Consider the following 22,174-nt stretch of genomic DNA (forward strand, 5'->3'; position numbering starts at 1 on the left):
TTAGCTAAAGTAAATCTTTAAGATACTTACCAGTATATGATTTTTTACACTTAACGTTATCTTCTGGAGTTCCTTCAAAAATTATCCGTCCTCCTTTACTACCACCTTCTGGACCTAGATCAACAATCCAATCTGCCATTTTTATCACATCTAAATTATGCTCAATAATCACTACAGTATTACCTTTATCACGTAAATCCATAATTACTTTTAGAAGTTGATGAATATCATAAAAATGTAAACCAGTAGTTGGCTCATCTAATATGTATAAGGTTTTACCAGTTGAGCGTTTTGATAGTTCTTTTGCTAATTTAACCCTTTGAGCTTCACCACCAGAAAGAGTTGTTGCGCTTTGACCTAGCTTAATATATGACAGACCAACGTTCATTAAAGCTCCAAGCTTACTTTTGATACTTGGTACTGCATCATAAAATTCAAGCGCCTCTTCGACAGTCATTTCTAGTACTTCGTAAATATTTTTGCCTTTGTATTGTACTGTTAAAGTCTCACGATTATAGCGTTTACCTTGACAAACATCACAAGCAACATATACATCTGCTAAAAAATGCATTTCTACCTTTATAACACCATCGCCCTGACATGCTTCACATCTTCCACCACGGACATTAAAGCTAAATCTTCCAGCACTGTATCCTCTAGATCGAGCTTCTAATGTTGCTGCAAATAGTTCGCGTATCTGTGTAAATACTCCTGTATAAGTTGCTGGATTTGAGCGTGGAGTTCTACCAATTGGTGATTGATCAATATCTATAACCTTATCAAGATGATTGAACCCTTTATGTGAGCTATACTGCATTGGTATTAAAGTACTCCTATTCAACAAACGAGATGCCAAAGGGTATAATGTCCTATTTATCAGCGTTGATTTACCTGATCCTGAGACACCTGTCACACATGTCAATGTACCAAGCGGGATTTTAAGGTTATCTCCTTGAAGATTATTACCAACTGCACCATTTATTTCTATATAACGATTCTTACTAGCTTTTAGTCTAGTTTTAGGAACTTCAATTTTTCTACGACCACTTAAATAATCTGCGGTTAAAGATTTTTTACTCTTAAGTATTGTTTCATAGCTACCAGCAGCAACTACTTCACCTCCATGCATACCTGCCATTGGTCCCATATCGATTATATAATCTGCTTGGCAAATTGCATCTTCATCATGCTCAACAACGATTACCGTATTACCTAGATTTTTAAGATTATGTAAAGCATCAAGTAAACGCTGATTATCTCTTTGATGAAGACCAATCGAGGGCTCATCTAATATATACATCACACCAACAAGACCAGCGCCTATTTGGCTTGCTAAACGAATACGCTGAGCCTCACCACCAGAGAGAGTATCAGCCTGTCTTGCTAAGTTTAAATACTCTAGCCCAACATTTGCCAAGAACTCTACTCTTAGTTTAATCTCTTTGAGTAAATTCTCTGCTATAACTTGTTGTTGACCAACAAACTCTAAGCTATCTAACCAGATTAATAACTCATCAATAGGTAAAGCACAAACATCAGCTATATTTTTATCAGCAATAAATATATTTCGCGCATATTCATTAATTCTTGTACCATTACAAGACTTACATTCAAGATTACTCATAAGTTCATACAGATCTTTTTTGACCATGTCTGAATCAGACTCATAATATCTGCGTTCAAAATGAGGTATAACACCTTCAAAAGGTTTGATACGTGTTTGTCTACCTCCCCTAATAGAATCAACAGTCATTACGATAGCTTCATCGCCAGAGCCATATAAGATTATCTCTTGAATTTTCTTAGGTAGCTTCTCAAATGATTCATCTAAAGAGAATTTGTAATGCGCTGCTAAAGACTCTAATTGAGAAAAATAATATTGATTAGTTTTATTCCACTTAACTATAGCACCATTCTTAAGTGAGATTGATAGATCTATAATTACCTTTTTCTCATCAAAAAACTCTTTAATTCCCAGACCATCACAACTACTACAAGCACCCAACGGACTGTTAAAAGAGAAAATTCTTGGTGATAATTCTTTAAGGGCAAAATCACATAAAGGACAAGCATGCTTTGATGAAAAGAAGATATCATCACCAGTTTGACTAGCCATATTTGCTAATTTGACAATACCATTACCAAGATCCAAAGCTATTTCAATTGATTCAGCAATGCGTTGCTCGTTATCTTTTTTTGGTTTAAATCTATCAACTACTACATCAATATTATGTTTTTTATAACGATCTAATTCTGGATAATCTTCATCAAGGTTATAAAACTTACCATTTATTCTTACCCGGATATAGCCTTGTGCTAGTATTTTATCAAGTAAATTATGATGTATACCTTTTTTTTCTGAAATAATTGGTGCTAGTATCATCAATCTTGAATCTTCATCAAACTCTAAAATTTTATCAACCATTTGGCTGATAGTTTGAGCCTTCAACTCTATTTTATGTATAGGACATTTTGGCGTACCAGCTCGTGCAAAAAACACACGCAGATAATCATATATCTCTGTTACAGTTCCAACTGTAGATCTTGGATTATGAGACGTTGTCTTTTGATCTATTGAAATAGCTGGAGAAAGACCCTCTATATACTCAACATCTGGTTTATCCATCATTGATAAAAACTGTCTTGCATATGAAGACAATGACTCAACATACCTTCTTTGCCCTTCAGCATATAGAGTATCAAAAGCTAATGATGATTTACCAGAACCGCTTAATCCTGTGATAACAGTTAGCTTATCTCGTGGTATCTCAACATTAATATTTTTTAGGTTATGAGTTTTTGCACCCTTGATGATAATTTTTTTCATAAAAATTCTTATAAATGAAATGTAGATTAGATTTTTAGGTTACTTATATTCTACAGCTAAGATTTCATATGTAACTTTACCTTTAGGAGTATCTAAAGTAATCTCATCACCTTCTTCTTTTTTTATTAGAGCACGAGCTAATGGTGCTGCTATAGATATTTTATGATTATCTATATCAGCTTCATCTTCACCAACTATTTGATAGGTAGTCTCTTCTTCAGTATCGACATTCATAATTGTAACTGTAGTTCCAAATATCACCATGCCATTTGCTGGAATTTTTGTAATATCAATTACTTGAGCATTAGATAATTTTGACTCAATATCTTTAATTCTACCTTCGATAATACTTTGTCTTTCTCTAGCAGCATGGTATTCAGCATTTTCTTTTAGATCACCATGATCACGAGCTTCTGCTATAGCCTCAATAATTGCTGGCCTTTCTATTTTTTTTAGCTTTTCCAACTCAACTCTTAAAGCTTGTTCTCCTGCTGGAGTCATAGGTACTCTATCATTTGCCATTATTATATTCTCCTTTTATAACAAAAAATAATAACTATTCGCAGGTATACAATCCACCACCATCTTTAGTATGGCTATCAGTATATACTACCCTACCAACTAGATTTGTAATTAGTGCCGCCTGATATTTGTTTGATTTGTCACAATATGTGATATTACCATTTGCCATAAATCCGTTTGGATTAATCCTTATATAACTAGGATTTCCTGACAGATTAATATAGATATGTCCGCCATGTCCTTGTGGCATATTCGCTATTATTGTATCTTCAGCATTCTGATAAATATCAGTCCCATCTGTACTCTCAAAAACTACGATAGGATAATCACTCCATGAAGTTGAGTTTGCACATGTGAAACTATTTTCATCTAATTTTCCAGTTCCATCAAAACTATCTGGTGTCGCTGCACATACAATAACAGTTTTACTATCATTACGAGCTTTAATGACACCATATTCTATTAATTTTTGTAAATTAGTTAAGCGTGTTACAGCAAATGTTTTATAGTAAAAAGTAAACGAGCTGATTGCAGCCACCATAAGGATAGTCATGATAGAAATAACAACCATAGTCTCAACTAATGAGAAGCCTTTATTTTTTTTACTCATAATCATTTATTTACTTGTTACCTTTGCTATTAGCTGTCTAGTTGATTCATCTAAATTTTTATATTCAACAGATGAATTATAATTCATAGCTTTTAATATATTTTTACCAAGTTTCTTACCAAGCTCAACTCCCCACTGATCATAGCTATTGATATCCCACAACACACCTTGAACAAATATTTTATGCTCATATAAAGCAATCAATGCACCAAGGCTATATGGACTTAGCTCATCAAGTAAAATTGTTGTACTTGGTCTGTTACCTGGTATAACCTTATGAGCTGCAAGCTTTTTTGCTTGAACTTCATTTAAACCAGATTTTAACAGCTCATTATAAACCATATCATATGATTGTCCAAACATTAGTGCTTGTGACTGTGCAAAACAGTTAGCAAGTAAAGCTTGCTGATGGTTATCATAATTATGATGACTAGTTGCAACAGCAATAAAATCAACTGGTATAAAAACATTCCCTTGATGTAAAAGCTGGTGAAAAGCATGCTGACCATTAGTACCAACACCACCCCAGAGTATAACTCCGGTTTGATAATTGATAGTTTCTCCAGCAAGGTTGACAGATTTACCATTACTTTCCATATCGACTTGCTGGAGATAATCAATAAAATAACAAAGTCTTTCATCATAAGGAATTAAGGCTTGTGACTGACTATTATAAACACAACTATAATAACTTGCTAATAATGCCATAATCACTGGAATATTTTTGTCAAATTCAGTTTCTTTAAAATGTTTGTCTACAGAGTATGCTCCAGCTAATAGTTTCTCAAAATTATCATAGCCTATAGCAAAAGCTATCGACATACCGATTGATGACCATAATGAATAGCGACCGCCAACCCAGTCCCACATTTTATAACAATGCTCTAAATCTATACCAAATTCTTCAACCTTGTCTAACTTACTCGATATTGCAACAAAATGATTAGCAATAGCTTGTTCATCCTCGTAATGATCTAACAACCACTCTCTAGCTGAAATAGAATTTAACAAGGTTTCTTCAGTTGAGAATGATTTTGAAGCTATGATAAACAAAGTAGTTTCAGGTTCAACAATATCCAATGCTTGTAATAAAGAATCAGCGTCAACATTTGAAACAAAGTGAACTTTTAAACCTGTACAATGATAAGGTTGTAATGCTCTAACTACCATTTTAGGTCCAAGATCTGAACCGCCAATACCAATATTCACAACATCAGTAATCTTTTTACCAGAAAAACCTCGCCACTGACCAGATACTACTTTTTCAACAAGCTCTTTTATACGCTGCTTTTCTGTTGTTACTTCTTGACGAATATCATGTCCATCAACAACCAATTGCGTAGCGGATAAATCACGCAATGCTGTATGTAATACAGCTCTATGCTCAGTAGTATTAATCTTTGCACCACTAAACATCTGTTTAATTTTATTCTTAAGGTTAAATTTTTCTGCATACCCTAAAAGCGATTTTAGAATATAATCATTAATAAGGTTTTTTGAGTAATCAAAATATATGTTTTGATGTTTTAAAGAGAATTTTTCAACTCTTTTATCATCTTTGCTAAATTCATTTTTCAAGTTTACATTTTGCTCTTTTAAATGTTTTTTAGAACCATCACAAAATAACATCTAATCTATCCTTATATTTTGCATGTGATATAAACAATAAAATATCTCCTGCTGAATAAGATATTTCAACCTTATTCTGTATAGCATAATTTCTTGCACCAGTACTAGTATCTATACTTAAGCTCTCACCACTTAAAGGATACCTTAAACCATTATAATATATATTTTCTGCATATCCAAAAGGCATAACAGAAAACATCTTACCATTAACACCGTTTACTGCAAAATTTTTAGGTATAAAGAAGTACTTTGAATAAATATCTATAAATTCAATATCTATCTTTTGTTTGTGTTTTTTAGCGGTACTAATATTGCATAAAAAATGATCCATCTCTCCTTCAGAAGCACCAAATACAAAAACTTTTGAAAACCCAAGAGAGATTAGATAATTAAGAGATTTTTCAAAATCAGTAGAATATTGATCAGTATCAATTAAAAATAAATCACTTTCTAATATAGCAAATGAGTCAAAATCTCCAACTACTTTTTTTATCTTTGAGTTTAATTGAGATGAACTTTTAATTTTTTGATAAGCACCATCGGCACAAAATATATCAAGTTTTGCAAAATTATCTTGAATATATTTTTCACAAAAACACAGATCTACTTTACCGTTTAAAAAGAGTATTGCTTCAGACATTAATATTTATTAAACAAAAATAAAATTTAGTAGATTATAACTTATTAGAATAATAATTAAGATGTTTTAAGACTGATAATTAGGTGGTTCTTTTGTAATTGTGACATCATGTACATGAGATTCGTTAAACCCAGCACCTGTAATTTGCACAAATGTTGGCTCTGTTCGCATTGTTTGGATATCTTTTGAACCAGTATACCCCATGCTAGATTTTAAACCACCTATTAGCTGATGAATTACTGCAGATAATAAGCCTTTGTATGGTACTCTACCTTCAACACCCTCTGGAACAAATTTTTTCTCCTCAGTTTTACTTTGGAAATATCTATCAGATGAACCCTTCTCCATTGCACCAAGAGAACCCATACCACGATATGACTTATAAGAGCGACCTTGGAAAAGCTCAACTTCTCCTGGCGATTCTTCAGTACCTGCAAAAAGTCCACCAATCATAACTACAGATGCACCAGCAACTATAGCTTTTGCGATATCTCCGGAGTATCTAATACCACCATCTGCTATCACAGGTACTTCTGTTCCTTTCAATCCATCTACAACATTAGCTATCGCAGTAATTTGTGGTACACCAACACCTGCAACAATTCTTGTAGTACAGATTGAACCAGGACCAATACCAACTTTAACAGCATCAGCACCAGCTTTGACAAGATCTTTAGCTGCTTCTGCTGTAGCAATATTACCGCCAATAACCTGAATATGTGGATAATTATCTTTGACCCACTTAACTGTATTAAGTACACCTTGTGAATGTCCATGAGCTGTATCTACCACGATAATATCGACTCCTTCTGCCGCTAATGCTGTAACACGCTCTTTAGTATTAGTAGCAGTTCCTACAGCAGCACCAACTCTCAAACGACCAAATGAATCCTTACAAGCATTTGGTTTATTTTGTGATCTTTCAATATCTTTTGTTGTAATAAGACCAACTAACTCACCTTGCTCATTTACCACAAGTAACTTCTCAATTTTATGCTCATGAAGTTTCTTCTTGATTGTTCCTTGAGAAGCATCTTCAGAAACTGTTACAAGTTTTTCTCTAGGTGTCATAATAGAGCTAACAGGTTCATCTAAATCTTTTGCAAATCTAAAATCACGCCTTGTGACAATACCTACAATTTTATTATTATCATCGACAACAGGAAAACCAGAAAAGTTATGCTCTTTAGCCAATTGCATAATCTTTTTAATTGAGCTTACTTGTTTAATGGTAACTGGATCAATCACCATTCCATTTTCAAATCTTTTTACCTTCTTAACTTCTTGTGCCTGCGCTTGAATAGACATATTCTTATGAATTATACCAATACCACCCTCTTGAGCTATTGCAATAGCAAGGCGCGACTCAGTAACAGTATCCATAGCTGCAGATACTAAAGGAATATTTAACTGAATGTCTCTAGTTATATTTGTCTTCAAATCTACTTGATGAGGAAGCACATTTGAATACCTAGGTGAAAGCAATACATCATCAAAAGTAATTGCCTGCTGAGTAATTCTTAACATTTTTGATCTCCGTAACTAAAACCTAAAGAGTATGAATTTAATTACAGAACCATTTTATCATATAAGAAAAAATATGCTAGAAATAAATATTAATATTTTATTACTTTGCTTGAGATATCAGATAATGAACTAATAATGAAACTGGTCTACCAGAGGCTTTACAGCTTGCAAAATCTCCCATTGCAGAGCCAGCAATATCAAGGTGCGCCCATTCATAACCTTCAGTAAATTTTGATAAAAATAAAGCAGCAACTATAGAGCTTGCAGATCTATCACGACCACAATTATCGATATCAGCAACTTTACTTTCTATTTTTTTAAGATAAGGTTTATGTAAAGGTAATCTCCAAACTAAATCGTTAGAAGCATTAGCTGCTTGCTCAAGACTATTGGCTAACTTATCACTATTAGCAAACATCCCAGAGAAAGCATCTCCTAAAGAGATAATCATAGCACCGGTTAATGTTGCTAAATCAATAACTGCCTTTGGCTTATATTTACCAATATATGTAAGTGTATCACACAAAACTAGCCTACCTTCAGCATCTGTATTACTAACCTCCACAGTGATACCCTTCATACTCTTAAGCACATCACCAGGTCGATAAGCTCTCGCATCAACAGCATTTTCAGCAAGCCCCATAACTCCAACAACATTTATTGGTAAATTTAGCATTGCTAGAGCTTTCATAGTTCCCATAACAGCTGCGGCACCACCCATATCCATTTTCATTAAGTCCATACCTGCTGCTGGTTTAATACAAATACCACCATTATCAAAAACCAAGCCTTTACCAACCAAAACTATAGGAGCATCTTCTTCATTACTACCATTATACTCCATACACACGGTATAATTAGACATATCAGAACCACGACCCACAGCTAAAGCACATCCCATGCCTAACTCTGCCATGGCATCTTGATCTAGATAATCAAGACTAAATGTCGCATACTTCGATGTTAGCTCTCTTGCTTCATTTAGCATATAATCAGTAGTACATATATTTGCTGGAAGATTTTGCAAATCTTTTGCGTAGTTTTGACCACAAGCAATAGCTGAACCAATTTTTGCTGAGTCTTCTATATCCTGATCACCAGAATAAACTAGTTCAATTTGTTCTAACGAATAGTTTTCTTTCTCAGATTTTAATTGATCAAAAACATAAGTCTCAGATATTAAAGCTCTAACTGTATCTAAAGTAAACTGCTTAGCATTTCCATTTTCAAAAACATAATCAATATTTACGGAAATTTCTTTAATAGCTAGCTTTTTGAGTTGTTCTGCTGCTTTAGCAAAAATTTTATCATACTCTGAAGCAATAAAATCCTGTTTTAAGCCTAAACCTAAGAGAATCACTACTTTATCACTATGCAATAAAGGCAAAACTTCGCCAGATTTAGCTTTAAAAATATTTCTACCAAGCAATGCTTTTGAATTTGGGCACTTTGTCTGCTCAACTAGCTTTTGTAGGTTTTCTTGGGCAACTATCATTAGCTCAGCAGCTAATGTCGATTGGTTATTTACAAATATTTTCATTAAAGCTCCATTATATCTATTTAATTAATGATTTCTTTAAATAGAATAACAAAAAATGCATTTTAACGCATTAAATTTAAAAGCTAGCAATGTTATCTACTGACTTTTACCGATAAAAAATATAGAATTACTACTAGCGTAATTATTGTAAATATAATAGTGGCATACCTTGATTCTTGAAAAATATTACAACAAAGATATAGTTAACACTTTTACATCGATCACGTTATTTATAATATCTATTGTATCTGCAAATCTACTAATTAGACTTTTTCAACAAGCCTACTCGCAAGGATTAGGAATTGAGTCAATAATAAGTTTTGTTATATTGACAATTCCGGAAAACGTAAGTTTGGTTGCTCCTATTGCGATATTTTTAGCTATTGTCGTTTGTTTTGGTAAATACTTTGCTAATAATGAAATGTTTGTGACACTTGCTGGTGGTATTACATGGATGCAAATTGTTAAATTTACTCTAAAGCCAGTATTTGCATTAACCATGATAACATTACTAACCGTGATGTATATAAACCCGCTTTCAAAACAAACTCTAGATATCTATCAAGCTTCGCTATCTGCCAAAGCTCTTTTATCATCGATAACTGATAAGAAAATAATTAAAACTCCTGATGGGAAAGTTATTTATATAGGTAATAAATCAGGAAATATCTTATCTAATGTTTTTTTATATCAGGATACTCCACAAGATGGTGAATATAAAGTTATGACTGCACCAACAGCAAAAATTGTATTAGATAAAGCCGCTGCTTACATAGATTTTACAAATGTAAATATTTACACTAAAAACTCGAAAAATTCTGAATATAGTTATGATAATGCTAAAAAAGCAATATATACTATATTTGATAATTCTGATCGTGATTACAATCATGATCGAGTAGATAGATTATACATGCACACACTTATAGAAAATTTTTATGATAAGGATAACGGTACTGCATGTAAGGCAGAATTTTTTGGGCGTGTTAATAACTCAATATCAGTGATAGTATCTTCTCTATTAGCACTTGCTCTTTGTAGATTAAGACCAAGACAAAATAAATATGCTAGACTTCTGCCAGCAGTAGTTGTATTGGCTATATACTTATGTGCAAATATGTTTATTAATACTCTTATGGTAAATGGTAATATACCAATATGGATAGGCTTTTGGCTGCCTCACATCTTTTTTACAATTTTTGCTATTAGAACTATTAAAAAATATAATGGATCTTCTAAGAAGGAAAAATAATGTTACTAAATCGCATTGATCGCTATATTTTTAAGACTGTATTTAGTAGCTTTCTAGTAGTTACTATAATTTTCTGTATTTTATTTTTTATCTTTACATACTTAGCACAAGTAAGTAACAATAATGGTAATGCTAGTAATTTTGAGCTTATCATAAACACACTATTCCAACTTCCCGGAATATTATATACGCTACTACCTGCATGTGCTATGGTTGGTGCTCTTATGGGTTTAAGTCTACTTGCAAATAATTCGGAGATAATTGTACTTAGATCCTTTGGTCATTCTACAGCTCAAATTGCTAAAGGTGTAGTTTTAGTTGGCATAATTGGCTCTGTGACAACTATGGTTTTTGGTGGTTACATAGCTCCAATTTTACAGCGCCAAGCAGATACTAATATGGTTACACATAATACTCATGACCTATGGCTGAAAACCCCTAACGGTTTTATGAATATTTCCAATATAGAGCCTACTGAGGGTAAAGCTTATGGGATTAGAAAATTTATCTTACAAGATAATAAAATTAGAGAAATTCGTTATGCAAAAAATGCAACTTATGTTAATGATACTTCAGCTAATGTTTTTAATATAAAAAAAATCATCTTTCCTTCTAGAAATGGTCAAAAACACATTGATATAGTTACGACAATTACTAATGCTGTATGGTCAAACCCAATACCTATTTCAGTAGCTAAAGTCATTACCATAAACGATAATGATTATCTAAACTTCTCCCAACTTACTAGCTATATGCTTTCAGATAGCCAAGCAAAAGATTCTATATCTTTAAAGTTTTGGCAAGAAATTTTTCAGCCATTAGCTTTGATGATACTAATTCTACTTGCAGTACCTCTTAGTATTGGTTCAACAAGGTCATCAACGCTGATACTTAAGCTTTTACTTGGAGCGTTTTTTGGTTTTACATTTTTTATCATAAACCAAATATTTGGTCCAATTGCACTAATTTTACACTTACCACCAATACTTGGCGCTGCAGGACCAACTGTTATAGCGCTAATATTGTTAATATATTCGTTTATAAAATCAAAAGAAACATAAAAATTAATATGAGTATAGAAAAGTATTCCCTAAATAATAATTTAGATATCTATATAAAAAAAGATATACGAGCACCTGTAGTTTTAGCACAAATATGGTACAAAGTCGGCTCAACACATGAGCCTGAAAAACTTACCGGCATATCCCACATGCTTGAGCATATGATGTTTAAAGGTACTGATAAATATTCAAAAGATGACTTAAATAGTATAGTTGAAAATAATGGTGGCATTCAAAACGCATTTACAAGCTTTGACTACACTGCATACTACCAATTTTGGTATAAGAAAAATCTCGAATTAAGCTTATCTATAGAATCATCACGAATGACTAATTTATTGTTTGATGAGAATGAGTTTATTCTTGAAAGAAAAGTCGTTTTAGAAGAAAGAAACTTGCGTGTAGATAATAAAGTTTTTAGTTATGCTTTTGAACAATTTATGCAGCTTGCGTATCAAAAAAACTCGCGCCATACTCCTGTTATAGGCTGGCGTGAGGATATTGAAAACTATACTCTTGATAATCTCAAAAAATGGTATCAACAAAATTATGCTCCAAATAACTCAAGTATTGTTTTAATTGGAGATATTGATACAGCTTCTGCATTATCAATGGCTAAGGATTATTTTGCTAGTATCCCAAAATCTCAACTAGTAGCCACTAAAAAAGAGTCTAGCTTAGTTAATATTGGTTGTAGACACTTAAAAGTAAAAAAATCACCAAATGATACTGCTGCAATAATACTAGGATATATTACACCCTCTTTAACGACAGATTATCAAGATAATGATCCATTTGCTCTGCTAGTTCTTAATAATATTCTTGGTAATGCTGATGCATCAATATTGCAACAACAACTAGTAAGAGAAGAAAATTTATGCTGTCATATTGATAGTGAGTATTCACCATTTATAAAAGGTGAAGAAGTTTTTACAATTACAGCTATAGCGAATAACGGTAAAGATCTAGATAGCATTCAAGACAAAATACAAAATATTATAACTAACCTTATAAATAAAGGTATTACTACAGAGCAGCTAAATCGAGCAAAAGTAACCATTAAAGCCGATAAAGTATTTGCGATGGATTCTCTAGAAACCCAAGCACATCTAATAGGTTCTTTAGCTAGTATCAACCTTGATGTTGACTACCATAAATACCTTGAGAGACTTTATGATGTAACAGTTAGTGACGTTAATCATGTACTTTATAAATATTTTGATAAACAAAATCTTGCATCTCTACATTTACTAAGGGATTAAAAACGATGATCGATAAATTTAATATTGATAATACAGCCATATATTTTCAAGAATCTCACAACTTACCAATATTAGATATTCAACTTAATTTCAGAGCTGGATCAGCTTTTGATGGTAAGTTAAATGGTTTGGCTAATCTAGCCGTAGGTATGTTTGCAACAAAGACACAAAATTCAAGTGAGCAAAAGCTGATAAATAAAATTACTGATAACGGAATATCAATTCACTCTAAAACTACTAAGGAATTTTTTAATATCAAAATACGTCTTCTTAACGATAGTAGCATTATTGACAATACTCTTAAGATATTAGAAGAAATTTTTACAATACCAAGTTTTGACTCTAATATTTTAGAAAGAGAAATAATCCAAACGCTAACACATATTGATTATTTAAACCAACAACCTAATTACTTAGCATCGTTAGAATTCTCAAAAAATCTCTTTAGCAACAACCCCTATAGTTATCCTACTATTGGTTATAAAGAAACTATTAGTAATATACATACTAAAGATATCGAAGAATTCTTTAATAGATATATTTGTGCTAATAATGTAAATATTTGCCTTGTCGGTGCAATAAATCAGAATCAAGCAGAAAGTATCTCTAAGCATCTAGTAAACTTTTTGGAAAAAGGCCAACAAAATACCCAAAAATTTTCTCAAAAAACAAATGACTCATTAACCATAAAGAAAAGTTTCTCAAGTAAACAAACAGCAATTTTAGTAGGACATCAACTACTTATAGATATTGAAGATCCATTGTATTTCCCATTAAAGCTTGGTAATGAGATACTTGGTGGAGGTGGTCTTAACTCTTTACTTTTTAATAAAGTCCGTGAAGAGCTTGGTTTAGTTTATAATATTTCTAGTAAGGCAAACATTAATCCAGATTATGGTAGCTTTGTAATATCTGCACAAACTAGTAATCCTTCTCTGGCTTTAACAACCATAAGTGATGTTTACAATAACTTTACCAGCACCACTATAGATAAACAAACGTTAGTAAACTCTAAAAAACACATAGAAGGCACTCATTTACTTAGCTGTGTCAAAAATAGTTCTAAACTAAATATGCTCTCATCTATAGCAAACAAGAATCTACCTTTAGATTTCTTTGACAGCTATGTTGATAATATCAGTAATGTCACAGCTGAAGAGATACATCAAGCTTTCTTAGCAATCCAAACCAATAAAGTTATAACAATAATGGTCGGAGATATCTAATAAATGAAAACAAATTCTATCCGTGTAATTTCTGGTAAATATAAAAATCATAGGTTAAAGTTCCCAAATGTTAATGGTTTACGGCCAACATCAGATCAACTCAAAGAAACGATCTTTAATTGGTTAAACCCATTTATACATGATAGTATTTGTATTGATGCTTTTGCTGGTAGTGGAAGTTTAGGAATAGAAAGCATCTCGCGTGGTTCTACTAAAGCAATATTTTACGAACTTAATTTTAAAGCACTACTACAAATTAAAGAAAATCTTAAAACTCTCGCTATAGAAAATTTTGAGATATATAAAACAGATAGCATCAAAGCTCTTGCTAATCTCAATACCATAAATTCACGCTTAATCATCTTTTTAGACCCACCTTTTAATAAAAATATTGTTCCACTAGCACTAAAATCAGTATTAGGAAATCCACATATCCATAACCAAACATTAATATATATTGAGACTGAAAAAACAGCCGAATATAGCCTTGAAGGATTTGATATTTTGAAAGAGAAAAACACTACAAATATTTCAGCAAAATTAATATCAAAAATCGTTTAAATTCTAAAAATAATCTCTAAAATATAGTCAACTTTGCTTGTCGGAAATAAATATGTATCACGTTGGTATCGCTGGACCTTTTATTTTTTCAGTTATGTTCCTCTTAGGTATAATTGCCGAGAGTATGACTGGTGTTATATCATCATCTCGTAGAAATATGGATGCCTTTGGAGTTGTTGCAATTGCCCTTACAACATCTTTAGGTGGTGGTGTTGTTAGAGATGTTTTATTAGGTAATCTACCAGTAACTATTATACTTCATCCGCACTATATCGCGATATGCCTATTTTTCTCAATTATAGCTATTTTTACCCAAAAATATATTAATAAGTTTTATAAAATATTTTTGATTCTTGACTCAATTGGTTTAATTGCTTTTGCATATATTGGTAGTAGTATAGCTCATCAAATTTGCACGCAAGTTTTTCATATGCAGTTCCTTAGTGTTCTTATTGTTGGTATTATTATAGCTATCCTTAATGGAGTTGCTGGTGGGGTAATGCGTGATATGATATGTAACGATATCCCTGTTGCATTTAAAGCGGAATTATATGCATCTGTCGCAGCAATAGTTGGTGCAATGAATATTATTTTTATATATTTAGATATAAATTTATACATAAGCGCGATACTAATAATAGGAATTGGTTTAACAGTAAGGGTTATGTCAATAATTTATAAGTGGAAGTTACCGATTATCTAATAATATACAGCATATATACTATAACATCATAGCCAATAAAATATTTAAAAGTTCCAAGCACCACTATGAAAACGAAATTCATTATCAGCTGATAATAATAAGTTCTTTTTTTCTACCTCTCCTATTCTGTCTATATGATTACCAATATCTACTGATGAATACTTTTCGGCAAAGTGAATATATATTGTAAAATGTCTTTTTCAGATTCTAATAGGACTATTATAAAACTTTTGCAACTCATCACCTAAAAATGGCGCAATTTTTCTTTCACAAGAACACGCATAATATAAGATCCGATTATCAAAGCATCTATAAAATATTTTGAAGTAGGTGATACGTGTTTGTTTTTTTGACATCCTATTAACCAAATCATACTTATATGGATATCTGTAAATATATGTTATTGCTGAAGATGAGGCTTTCATTTCACAGTGAGCATGATCTACGAACATTAGCTCAATATCTACTAAAGCCTTCTGTATCTATTGCTTAGGAGTTATTATTTTTTGCCGTAATTATAAAAAATACTCGGGATATTTATATTTTAAAATAGTATAGTTATTGATAAACAACCAATAATATTTATTTTAAAAAACTATGGGTAATATAAATACTGCTCAAATAGCTATATTACCTATAGGTCCTAAAAGATAAGAATACTTGGCAAAGATTTTTGATGATATTATTTTCTTAGAACCTAACAAAGGATATACATCATAATTAGCAAAAGTTACTAATCAAAATATTATTACAGGTATGGGTAGGACATTCGTAGCAATATGTATAGAAGAACTATGATGATTAGAGTTAAAAAATTCACCATCATCAGAAAATTATAGGCAATCCAAGAGAATATTGAAATTGGTGACTTAATTTTAAGTACGTCATCAGTAGATTATATGGAAAATAATATCATTCCTCATCATTACGCTCCGCTTGAATAACTTGCGGTTACAAGCTTTAAGCTTAATATTTCTCTATATCGCTCAGCTCAGGCACTTAATAAAAAAATCCACTGTGGCATAACTAGCTCATCTGATACTTTTACCCTGGACAAGATAGAAAAGATAATTATAGTGGCTACAATTATAAGACCTTTCATAAACTATTTAGATGAGGCGTAAGCTAAATGTGTTTAATTTAAAAAATGGAATTATCAGTATTATTTACCGCATGTGCTACTTTTGGTCTAGAAGCAAGCTGCCTGTGCATAGTACTAGCAAAAAAGAACCTACTTCTGAATATATCAATAATAAGTAAATATGATGAGGGTATGAGCAATATCATAATTCAAACATTCTATTGAAAATAGTTTTTTCGTTTAGACAAAAGAATATAAAATAAAAGTTATAACTTATCTAAACTAAAAAGTTAAAAATAACACAAAAACAAGATTAGCAACTAATTGAATATGCAAAAGAAGCTTTTTAATAACATACGTACCGTTTTCTGGCCTTAAATTTGGTGCTACATTACTTATGAAAGATGGTAATAATAATTAAGTAGTGCAAATATAGAAACTTCGATCCTAGCTTATCTGTTTGTGCAGAGGAAAATATTATATTTTATGCTTACAGTCAAGGTTATCGTAAGAATAATATCGTCAAAATAGCTGTGATTGCTAATACAGAAAAAGCAATATCCACATATGCTGCATGCATGCCGCCAGATAATGTCAGAACACCTTAATCTTGACTGTCCAATTATCTTAACTAATATAAATGAAAACTTATAAGATTAGATAACTATACTAAAGAGTTACTAGCATATATATTCTCTCTGTAAAAATTTCCATGAAAAAGTAATCAAATAGCTAACTAATAGGTTTAATTATATTACTGAAATATTGCTAACTCTATAGCTTCAATAACTTGATACTTAAATAGTAAAATATCAAACCTACCATTAACTTAAGTCTATATAGATGAATATATACTGCTAGGTCTAGTAATAAATCATAGATTAGTGCAATTATCAACACTATATCTTTTTTATGATTTTAATTATTTTATTTCTTTGGATTTTTCTATGAATTGCTTAATTACCTTAGCCATGAGTGTACATTGAAATAGGTACGTACTCTTTATAATGTACGCCACAATGTACTATATTATCAAGGATTAATAAGTATAAATGATACTGTTTGACACAATGAACTTATCTCAAAATATTATTACTATTAGCTTTGTGATATTGCATGAAACGGTATGAGAAATAAGTGTGGTGGGTTGTACAGGACTCGAACCTGTGACCAATTGGTTAAAAGCCAACTGCTCTACCAACTGAGCTAACAACCCGTGTGAGTGTTGATAATTATACTTATCCTAATCTCAGTGTCAACCATTTTTGTTGTTTTTTTCTATTTAATTCTAAAATTTCTATAGGGCTTAAATTATATATATTTTGACATATTTATATGTTTTGACACCAAAATGTTTGAAAATCTTTTGCCACTGTACTATAGAAATAGCTGATAAAGATTTTTCATTACAATGATTTAAAAGACTAAACTCCTTAAAGCATATACTTTGTTATTGTAAAGTATCTAATTTTGTAACCAACCATTCTTGAATTAATTTGACTTTGAATCTTATTTGATCTCCACAATTTTTTTTGATACTCATCTCGATAAACTAAAGTTATCGCTGGATCAACGCCGATCATTTCTATTTTTGTTACAGCATTTGGTTATTTTTGCAGCTTTTAAAGCTTGTTTTTTAAAAAATATTTTAAAACCCTTTAATATACTCTAGTTTACCATTTAGCTTAAATGGTGCAAAGTAAGCTCTAAAGCTTAAAGCAGTTAAGAAATCATACAGTGTCAAAACAATATGTGTGTCATGCAACGATGTAAAAATATCTTGGACAAACAATACAAACTGTTTTTTTATTCTACTATATTGATAATTTTTCCATTTCTTCTAAATTAAACTCAGGAGCAGCTCTTTGTTTTAGCTGTGCTCTTAAATTTAATGAGCTAATAAGTCTGGTATCTGCAAATCCTGCTGTATTAGCTAAACCAGCTCTGAAGAACTGAATATTAAAAATATCATTAAATATTTTTGGCATGTATAGACTAATTCTTAGTACAGCTTCACTATATTTGACAAAATAGTCTAATCCTAGTCTTTTATACTTGGAATGATAATGATATAAAAACTGAGATTTCATTATCGGAATATAACCTTTATAGGACAACCTACGATACATGCCTTACAGCCAAGACATTTATCGAGTCATAAACTTGATGATAAAAATCATCTAGAAAATCCTCTGGTTTATCAAAACCTGTATTAATAACTTCATCAACTGTTGAGTACCATGCTGCAGAAAGTTGATTTAGCCACTCACGTAACACCACTGATCTTCCAGTATAACCAGTTCCTACTAGACTTAGCAGATGGGCATATGTCCGTATCTAGATTATAGTTTAAGCATTGTGAATTACCGTTACAATTATATGCTCCAGATAATGACGTGACGCATTGACTTGGAAAATTGTTCATCAGCATAGCCTCTAAAATTTCATTGTATGGACCAAAAGCTTTTAAAATTTGCCATAAAGATATAGCTCATCACCAAAGAAATCTTTGAGATATTCACTTCTATAGACATGGCCATGTTCACCACAAAGAAGACCACCATACTTCTTGACTAGTTCACTAACTTTTTTGGTTATTTGCTTAACTTTTTATGAATCATCATGAAAGCTCAGGTCGTACACGTAAACAACCCACATCTACTTGGCCAAACATTCCATATTTGATATTATAGGAGTATAATAACACTGTTAGTTATTTTATATATTCAGCAAGTATTTCTGGAGCAACAGTTGCATTCTCTATAAAAGTGGATTACACTTACATTTCATCGTACCTAGTAGGCCAACCATTTTTTTACGTAATTTCCATAAATTATACATATCTTCTTGGCTTTCTGTAAGGTGAAAGGTTGTTAGCTTCTTTAATAATTACTTCTCTAAAAGTAATGTTCTGTTATCAAGACCATGCTAAATACCTGCAATAAATTCGACAAAGTTTATAGCTGCTAGATTGATTGAACCATTATTCTCAAGCATATATTTTATCTTATGATAAATCTTATCACCTTTAGCAATTTCAACAATATTATTAATCATCTCAATAGCCGAAGGAAAAGATAGTAATTCTCTCGCTTCCTGTAATACTAAATTAAATACCGTATGAGATTACAAATAGCGCTTTGTATTGTGGTTTTTTAGTTAGTTTTAGCTTTAGTTCTGTGACAAAAGCAAGAGTTCCTTTAGAACCTTAAACTAAATAACTAAATTGATGGTCTTATCATTATTATCATATTTTTTAGCTAAATTATATCCTGTTAGACAGCTATTTAACTTTTTTGTTGTATTAGTTCGTATTTATTAATTATTTGCTCAATAACTGTAGAATAAATATTTTTCTCAACATCACTGAAACTATCTTCATTAATATCTTTTAAGCTAATTTTTTTGTCGTAAGTTTCTGACCATTTACTAAAGTACATTCAATCTCTAAGACATGCTCACTATTACGACCATAAATTCTCGAACTTTTACCACAAGCATCAGTATTAACCATACCACCTAAAGTTGCTCGATTACTCGGAGAAAGGATTAGGTGCAAAAAAGTATTTAAAATCAGCTAAACTATCATTAAGCTGACCCAAAACAACTCCAGGCTCAACTTTAACAAACTCATTTTCAAAATCTATCTCCAGGAGATTAATTCATATAATGGCTCGTATCAACAATTACCACAGCACATAATGAATACTATACATATTCCACCACCACGAGTAAAGAATTTAACTTCGTAGTATTCTTGATACTTGCTAAAGCAAAAATTATATTTACATCATCTTTACCATATGGAAATACAACCAGCTCGGGAACGACTAAATATACACTATTACCCATAGAAAAAGATATTCTTGAAGCATAGTCAGAATTAATATCGCCCTCAAAACCCTTACTTCTTAGCTCTTCAGCAAAAGTATTAATCAATGCATTTAGAGTATTTGTTTTATCAAGTACAGATAACTTATTCTTATTCTTTTTCAGAAAAAAAATATTATTAATAAATAATATAATCAGATGAAAGCTATAATTAGTAAATAGTAAGATATAATAAACCTAAAAACACTGAAAAATCCTGTATCAAAGCAGACAAACTCTAAATATAAAGCTATAATTATGCTTGCATATTAAAAAAATAATTTCAAAGGTTAAAAGTTTTTGAGGATAATTATGAAAAAAACTATTCTTTTAGTAATACTAGATGGCTGGGGATATAGTGATAGTGACTACTTTAATGCTATCAAAAACGCAAACACTCCGACTTGGGATAGTATTTGGAAAGAATTTCCTAAAACACTTATTAATGCTTCTAGTTTAGAAGTAGGCTTACCTAGAGGTCAAATGGGCAACTCTGAGGTTGGTCATGTAAATATAGGTTGTGGTAGAGTAGTCTATCAAGAGTTAACAAAAATTGATAAATCTATAGAAGAAAAAACTTTTGGTGGTAATAAAGCTATATGTACAGCTATTGACAATGTCATCAAAAATGACTCAAACCTACACCTAATCGGACTACTCTCACCAGGTGGTGTTCACTCGCATGAAGAGCATATTTTTGAGATGATAAAAATCGCCAAACAAAAAGGCATCAAAAGAGTATATTTACATGCATTTTTAGATGGTAGAGATACTCCACCACGCTCCGCAGAAAAATCAATTAAAAAAGCAGATAAATTATTACAAGATCTAAACATAGGGTATATTGCTAGTGTTTGTGGTAGATATTATGCAATGGATAGAGATAATCGATGGGATAGAGTAGAGAAAGCTTATAATGCTATTGTTAATGCTAATGCTGAGTTCATCTACGACTCAGCACTAGAAGCACTAGAACAGTCATATGCTCGCGACCAATCTGATGAGTTTGTAATACCTACTTGTATCAAAAAAGGTGGATATCTTGTAAAAGTTAAAGATAATGATAGTGTTATTTTTATGAACTTTAGAGCAGATAGAGCCAGAGAAATTTCGCATGCTTTTACTGATGAAAGCTTTGATAATTTTCTAAGGAAAAAACATTTAAATATAAACTTCACTACACTTACAGAGTATGACTCTAAACTTAAATGTGCTGTAGCATTTCCACCTGAGTACCCTGTAAATACTCTAGGTGAAGTGTTAATGAAAAATCATAAGACTCAACTAAGAATAGCTGAAACTGAAAAATATCCACATGTAACATTCTTTTTTAATGGTGGTAGAGAAGAACAATTCGCATGGGAAGATAGAATACTTATTCCATCACCAAAGGTGGCTACTTATGATTTACAGCCAGAAATGTCAGCTCCAGAAGTTACTGATAAGTTAATTGCTGCTATTAACAGTGGTAAATATGACTGTATAATATGTAACTATGCTAACTCGGATATGGTTGGTCATACAGGGAATTACGAAGCTGCTATACAAGCAATTGAGTATCTTGATAAGTGTCTTGCTAGATTAAAAGATGCTATACTTGAACATGATGGTAGTATGTTTATCACAGCAGATCATGGTAATGCTGATATGATGGTTAATCCAGAAACACAAAAACCTCATACAGCTCATACTACAAACCTTGTACCTTTTGTATATGTTGGGCATAAAAAAGCTCAAGTCGCTCTAGAAAATGGTAAACTCTCTGATATTGCGCCAACTATACTTAACGTCATGGGCATAGTCCAGCCTAAAGAAATGACTGGCAGAACTATTTTTAACTTTGAAAATAAGGATTTTATATAA

At 31.6% G+C, this 22,174-nt stretch carries 15 protein-coding genes, 1 tRNA gene and 4 pseudogenes; 9 read left to right on the forward strand and 11 right to left on the reverse strand.

Features of this window, described 5'->3' with window-relative positions:
• Positions 1–4: 4 nt before the first annotated feature.
• From uvrA to FSC845_RS05900, 7 genes are all read right to left on the reverse strand, one after another.
• Positions 5–2,827: an excinuclease ABC subunit UvrA gene (uvrA, locus tag FSC845_RS05870; protein WP_064461111.1), complete on the reverse strand. Its 2,823-nt coding sequence runs from the start codon at positions 2,825–2,827 to the stop codon at positions 5–7.
• Positions 2,828–2,866: 39 nt separating this feature from the next.
• The gene (gene greA, locus FSC845_RS05875) at positions 2,867–3,349 is read right to left on the reverse strand and encodes a transcription elongation factor GreA (protein ID WP_064461112.1); all 483 of its coding nucleotides are present in this window, start codon (positions 3,347–3,349) and stop codon (positions 2,867–2,869) included.
• A 34-nt stretch (positions 3,350–3,383) separates the two neighbouring features.
• Positions 3,384–3,965 (reverse strand): pilus assembly FimT family protein, encoded by a 582-nt coding sequence (locus FSC845_RS05880; RefSeq protein ID WP_064461113.1) that lies wholly within the window; start codon positions 3,963–3,965, stop codon positions 3,384–3,386.
• Complete coding sequence (gene pgi / locus FSC845_RS05885; protein ID WP_064461114.1) at positions 3,966–5,588, reverse strand: glucose-6-phosphate isomerase; 1,623 nt, start codon at positions 5,586–5,588, stop codon at positions 3,966–3,968.
• Positions 5,575–6,228 (reverse strand): thiamine diphosphokinase, encoded by a 654-nt coding sequence (locus FSC845_RS05890; protein ID WP_064461115.1) that lies wholly within the window; start codon positions 6,226–6,228, stop codon positions 5,575–5,577. Before FSC845_RS05890 ends, pgi begins: the two co-directional genes overlap by 14 nt.
• Positions 6,229–6,294: 66 nt before the next feature.
• Positions 6,295–7,755, reverse strand: a complete 1,461-nt coding sequence (gene guaB / locus FSC845_RS05895; RefSeq protein ID WP_064461116.1) for an IMP dehydrogenase — start codon at positions 7,753–7,755, stop codon at positions 6,295–6,297.
• Between the two features lie 100 nt (positions 7,756–7,855).
• Entirely contained in the window at positions 7,856–9,295 is a 1,440-nt protein-coding gene (locus tag FSC845_RS05900) for a leucyl aminopeptidase (protein ID WP_064461117.1), read from the reverse strand.
• A 169-nt stretch (positions 9,296–9,464) separates the two neighbouring features.
• Here FSC845_RS05900 and lptF point away from each other — a divergent pair, with 169 nt between their 5' ends.
• The 6 genes and pseudogenes from lptF (at position 9,465) to FSC845_RS05930 (ending at position 15,360) form a co-directional block, all read left to right on the forward strand.
• Entirely contained in the window at positions 9,465–10,547 is a 1,083-nt protein-coding gene (gene lptF / locus FSC845_RS05905) for an LPS export ABC transporter permease LptF (RefSeq protein ID WP_064461118.1), read from the forward strand.
• Positions 10,547–11,608 carry an LPS export ABC transporter permease LptG gene (gene lptG, locus FSC845_RS05910; RefSeq protein ID WP_064461119.1) on the forward strand — a complete coding sequence of 354 codons (1,062 nt, stop codon included), beginning with the start codon at positions 10,547–10,549 and terminating at the stop codon, positions 11,606–11,608. Before lptF ends, lptG begins: the two co-directional genes overlap by 1 nt.
• Positions 11,609–11,616: 8 nt before the next feature.
• Positions 11,617–12,870 carry a M16 family metallopeptidase gene (locus tag FSC845_RS05915; protein WP_064461120.1) on the forward strand — a complete coding sequence of 418 codons (1,254 nt, stop codon included), beginning with the start codon at positions 11,617–11,619 and terminating at the stop codon, positions 12,868–12,870.
• 5 nt (positions 12,871–12,875) lie between these two features.
• Positions 12,876–14,096 carry a M16 family metallopeptidase gene (locus FSC845_RS05920; RefSeq protein ID WP_064461121.1) on the forward strand — a complete coding sequence of 407 codons (1,221 nt, stop codon included), beginning with the start codon at positions 12,876–12,878 and terminating at the stop codon, positions 14,094–14,096.
• A gap of 3 nt (positions 14,097–14,099) precedes the next feature.
• Positions 14,100–14,677 (forward strand): annotated as a pseudogene (rsmD, locus tag FSC845_RS05925) (16S rRNA (guanine(966)-N(2))-methyltransferase RsmD).
• Between the two features lie 32 nt (positions 14,678–14,709).
• Positions 14,710–15,360, forward strand: coding sequence for a trimeric intracellular cation channel family protein (locus FSC845_RS05930; protein WP_064461122.1), 651 nt, complete (start codon positions 14,710–14,712; stop codon positions 15,358–15,360).
• A 44-nt stretch (positions 15,361–15,404) separates the two neighbouring features.
• On the opposite strand, the gene FSC845_RS09080 is transcribed toward FSC845_RS05930, so the two are convergent.
• Positions 15,405–15,545 (reverse strand): tRNA isopentenyl-2-thiomethyl-A-37 hydroxylase MiaE, encoded by a 141-nt coding sequence (locus FSC845_RS09080; RefSeq protein ID WP_227806689.1) that lies wholly within the window; start codon positions 15,543–15,545, stop codon positions 15,405–15,407.
• Positions 15,546–15,560: 15 nt separating this feature from the next.
• The gene (gene miaE / locus FSC845_RS09085) at positions 15,561–15,842 is read right to left on the reverse strand and encodes a tRNA isopentenyl-2-thiomethyl-A-37 hydroxylase MiaE (protein ID WP_409360053.1); all 282 of its coding nucleotides are present in this window, start codon (positions 15,840–15,842) and stop codon (positions 15,561–15,563) included.
• Positions 15,843–15,966: 124 nt separating this feature from the next.
• Here miaE and FSC845_RS09775 point away from each other — a divergent pair.
• Together FSC845_RS09775 and FSC845_RS09090 are read left to right on the forward strand one after the other, a co-directional pair.
• A pseudogene (locus tag FSC845_RS09775) lies at positions 15,967–16,685 on the forward strand (phosphorylase family protein); the annotation flags it as partial.
• A gap of 79 nt (positions 16,686–16,764) precedes the next feature.
• Positions 16,765–17,145, forward strand: a pseudogene (locus tag FSC845_RS09090) (cytidine deaminase family protein).
• A 436-nt stretch (positions 17,146–17,581) separates the two neighbouring features.
• Here FSC845_RS09090 and FSC845_RS05935 read toward each other — a convergent pair.
• Positions 17,582–17,657, reverse strand: a tRNA-Lys gene (locus FSC845_RS05935).
• A gap of 22 nt (positions 17,658–17,679) precedes the next feature.
• Positions 17,680–20,437: pseudogene (locus FSC845_RS05940) on the reverse strand (FAD-binding protein).
• A gap of 186 nt (positions 20,438–20,623) precedes the next feature.
• Here FSC845_RS05940 and gpmI point away from each other — a divergent pair.
• Positions 20,624–22,174 carry a 2,3-bisphosphoglycerate-independent phosphoglycerate mutase gene (gene gpmI, locus FSC845_RS05945; protein ID WP_064461123.1) on the forward strand — a complete coding sequence of 517 codons (1,551 nt, stop codon included), beginning with the start codon at positions 20,624–20,626 and terminating at the stop codon, positions 22,172–22,174.

It is taken from the genome of Francisella persica ATCC VR-331, from assembly GCF_001653955.1.
Classification (GTDB): domain Bacteria; phylum Pseudomonadota; class Gammaproteobacteria; order Francisellales; family Francisellaceae; genus Francisella; species Francisella persica.

Bases quoted from the DNA above. Each gene is read 5' to 3' on its own strand.
- uvrA (WP_064461111.1), bottom strand. From the start codon at position 2,827: ATGAAAAAAATTATCATCAAGGGTGCAAAAACTCATAACCTAAAAAAT.
- greA (WP_064461112.1), bottom strand. From the start codon at position 3,349: ATGGCAAATGATAGAGTACCTATGACTCCAGCAGGAGAACAAGCTTTA.
- FSC845_RS05880 (WP_064461113.1), bottom strand. From the start codon at position 3,965: ATGATTATGAGTAAAAAAAATAAAGGCTTCTCATTAGTTGAGACTATG.
- pgi (WP_064461114.1), bottom strand. From the start codon at position 5,588: ATGTTATTTTGTGATGGTTCTAAAAAACATTTAAAAGAGCAAAATGTA.
- FSC845_RS05890 (WP_064461115.1), bottom strand. From the start codon at position 6,228: ATGTCTGAAGCAATACTCTTTTTAAACGGTAAAGTAGATCTGTGTTTT.
- guaB (WP_064461116.1), bottom strand. From the start codon at position 7,755: ATGTTAAGAATTACTCAGCAGGCAATTACTTTTGATGATGTATTGCTT.
- FSC845_RS05900 (WP_064461117.1), bottom strand. From the start codon at position 9,295: ATGAAAATATTTGTAAATAACCAATCGACATTAGCTGCTGAGCTAATG.
- lptG (WP_064461119.1), top strand. From the start codon at position 10,547: ATGTTACTAAATCGCATTGATCGCTATATTTTTAAGACTGTATTTAGT.
- FSC845_RS05915 (WP_064461120.1), top strand. From the start codon at position 11,617: ATGAGTATAGAAAAGTATTCCCTAAATAATAATTTAGATATCTATATA.
- FSC845_RS05920 (WP_064461121.1), top strand. From the start codon at position 12,876: ATGATCGATAAATTTAATATTGATAATACAGCCATATATTTTCAAGAA.
- FSC845_RS05930 (WP_064461122.1), top strand. From the start codon at position 14,710: ATGTATCACGTTGGTATCGCTGGACCTTTTATTTTTTCAGTTATGTTC.
- gpmI (WP_064461123.1), top strand. From the start codon at position 20,624: ATGAAAAAAACTATTCTTTTAGTAATACTAGATGGCTGGGGATATAGT.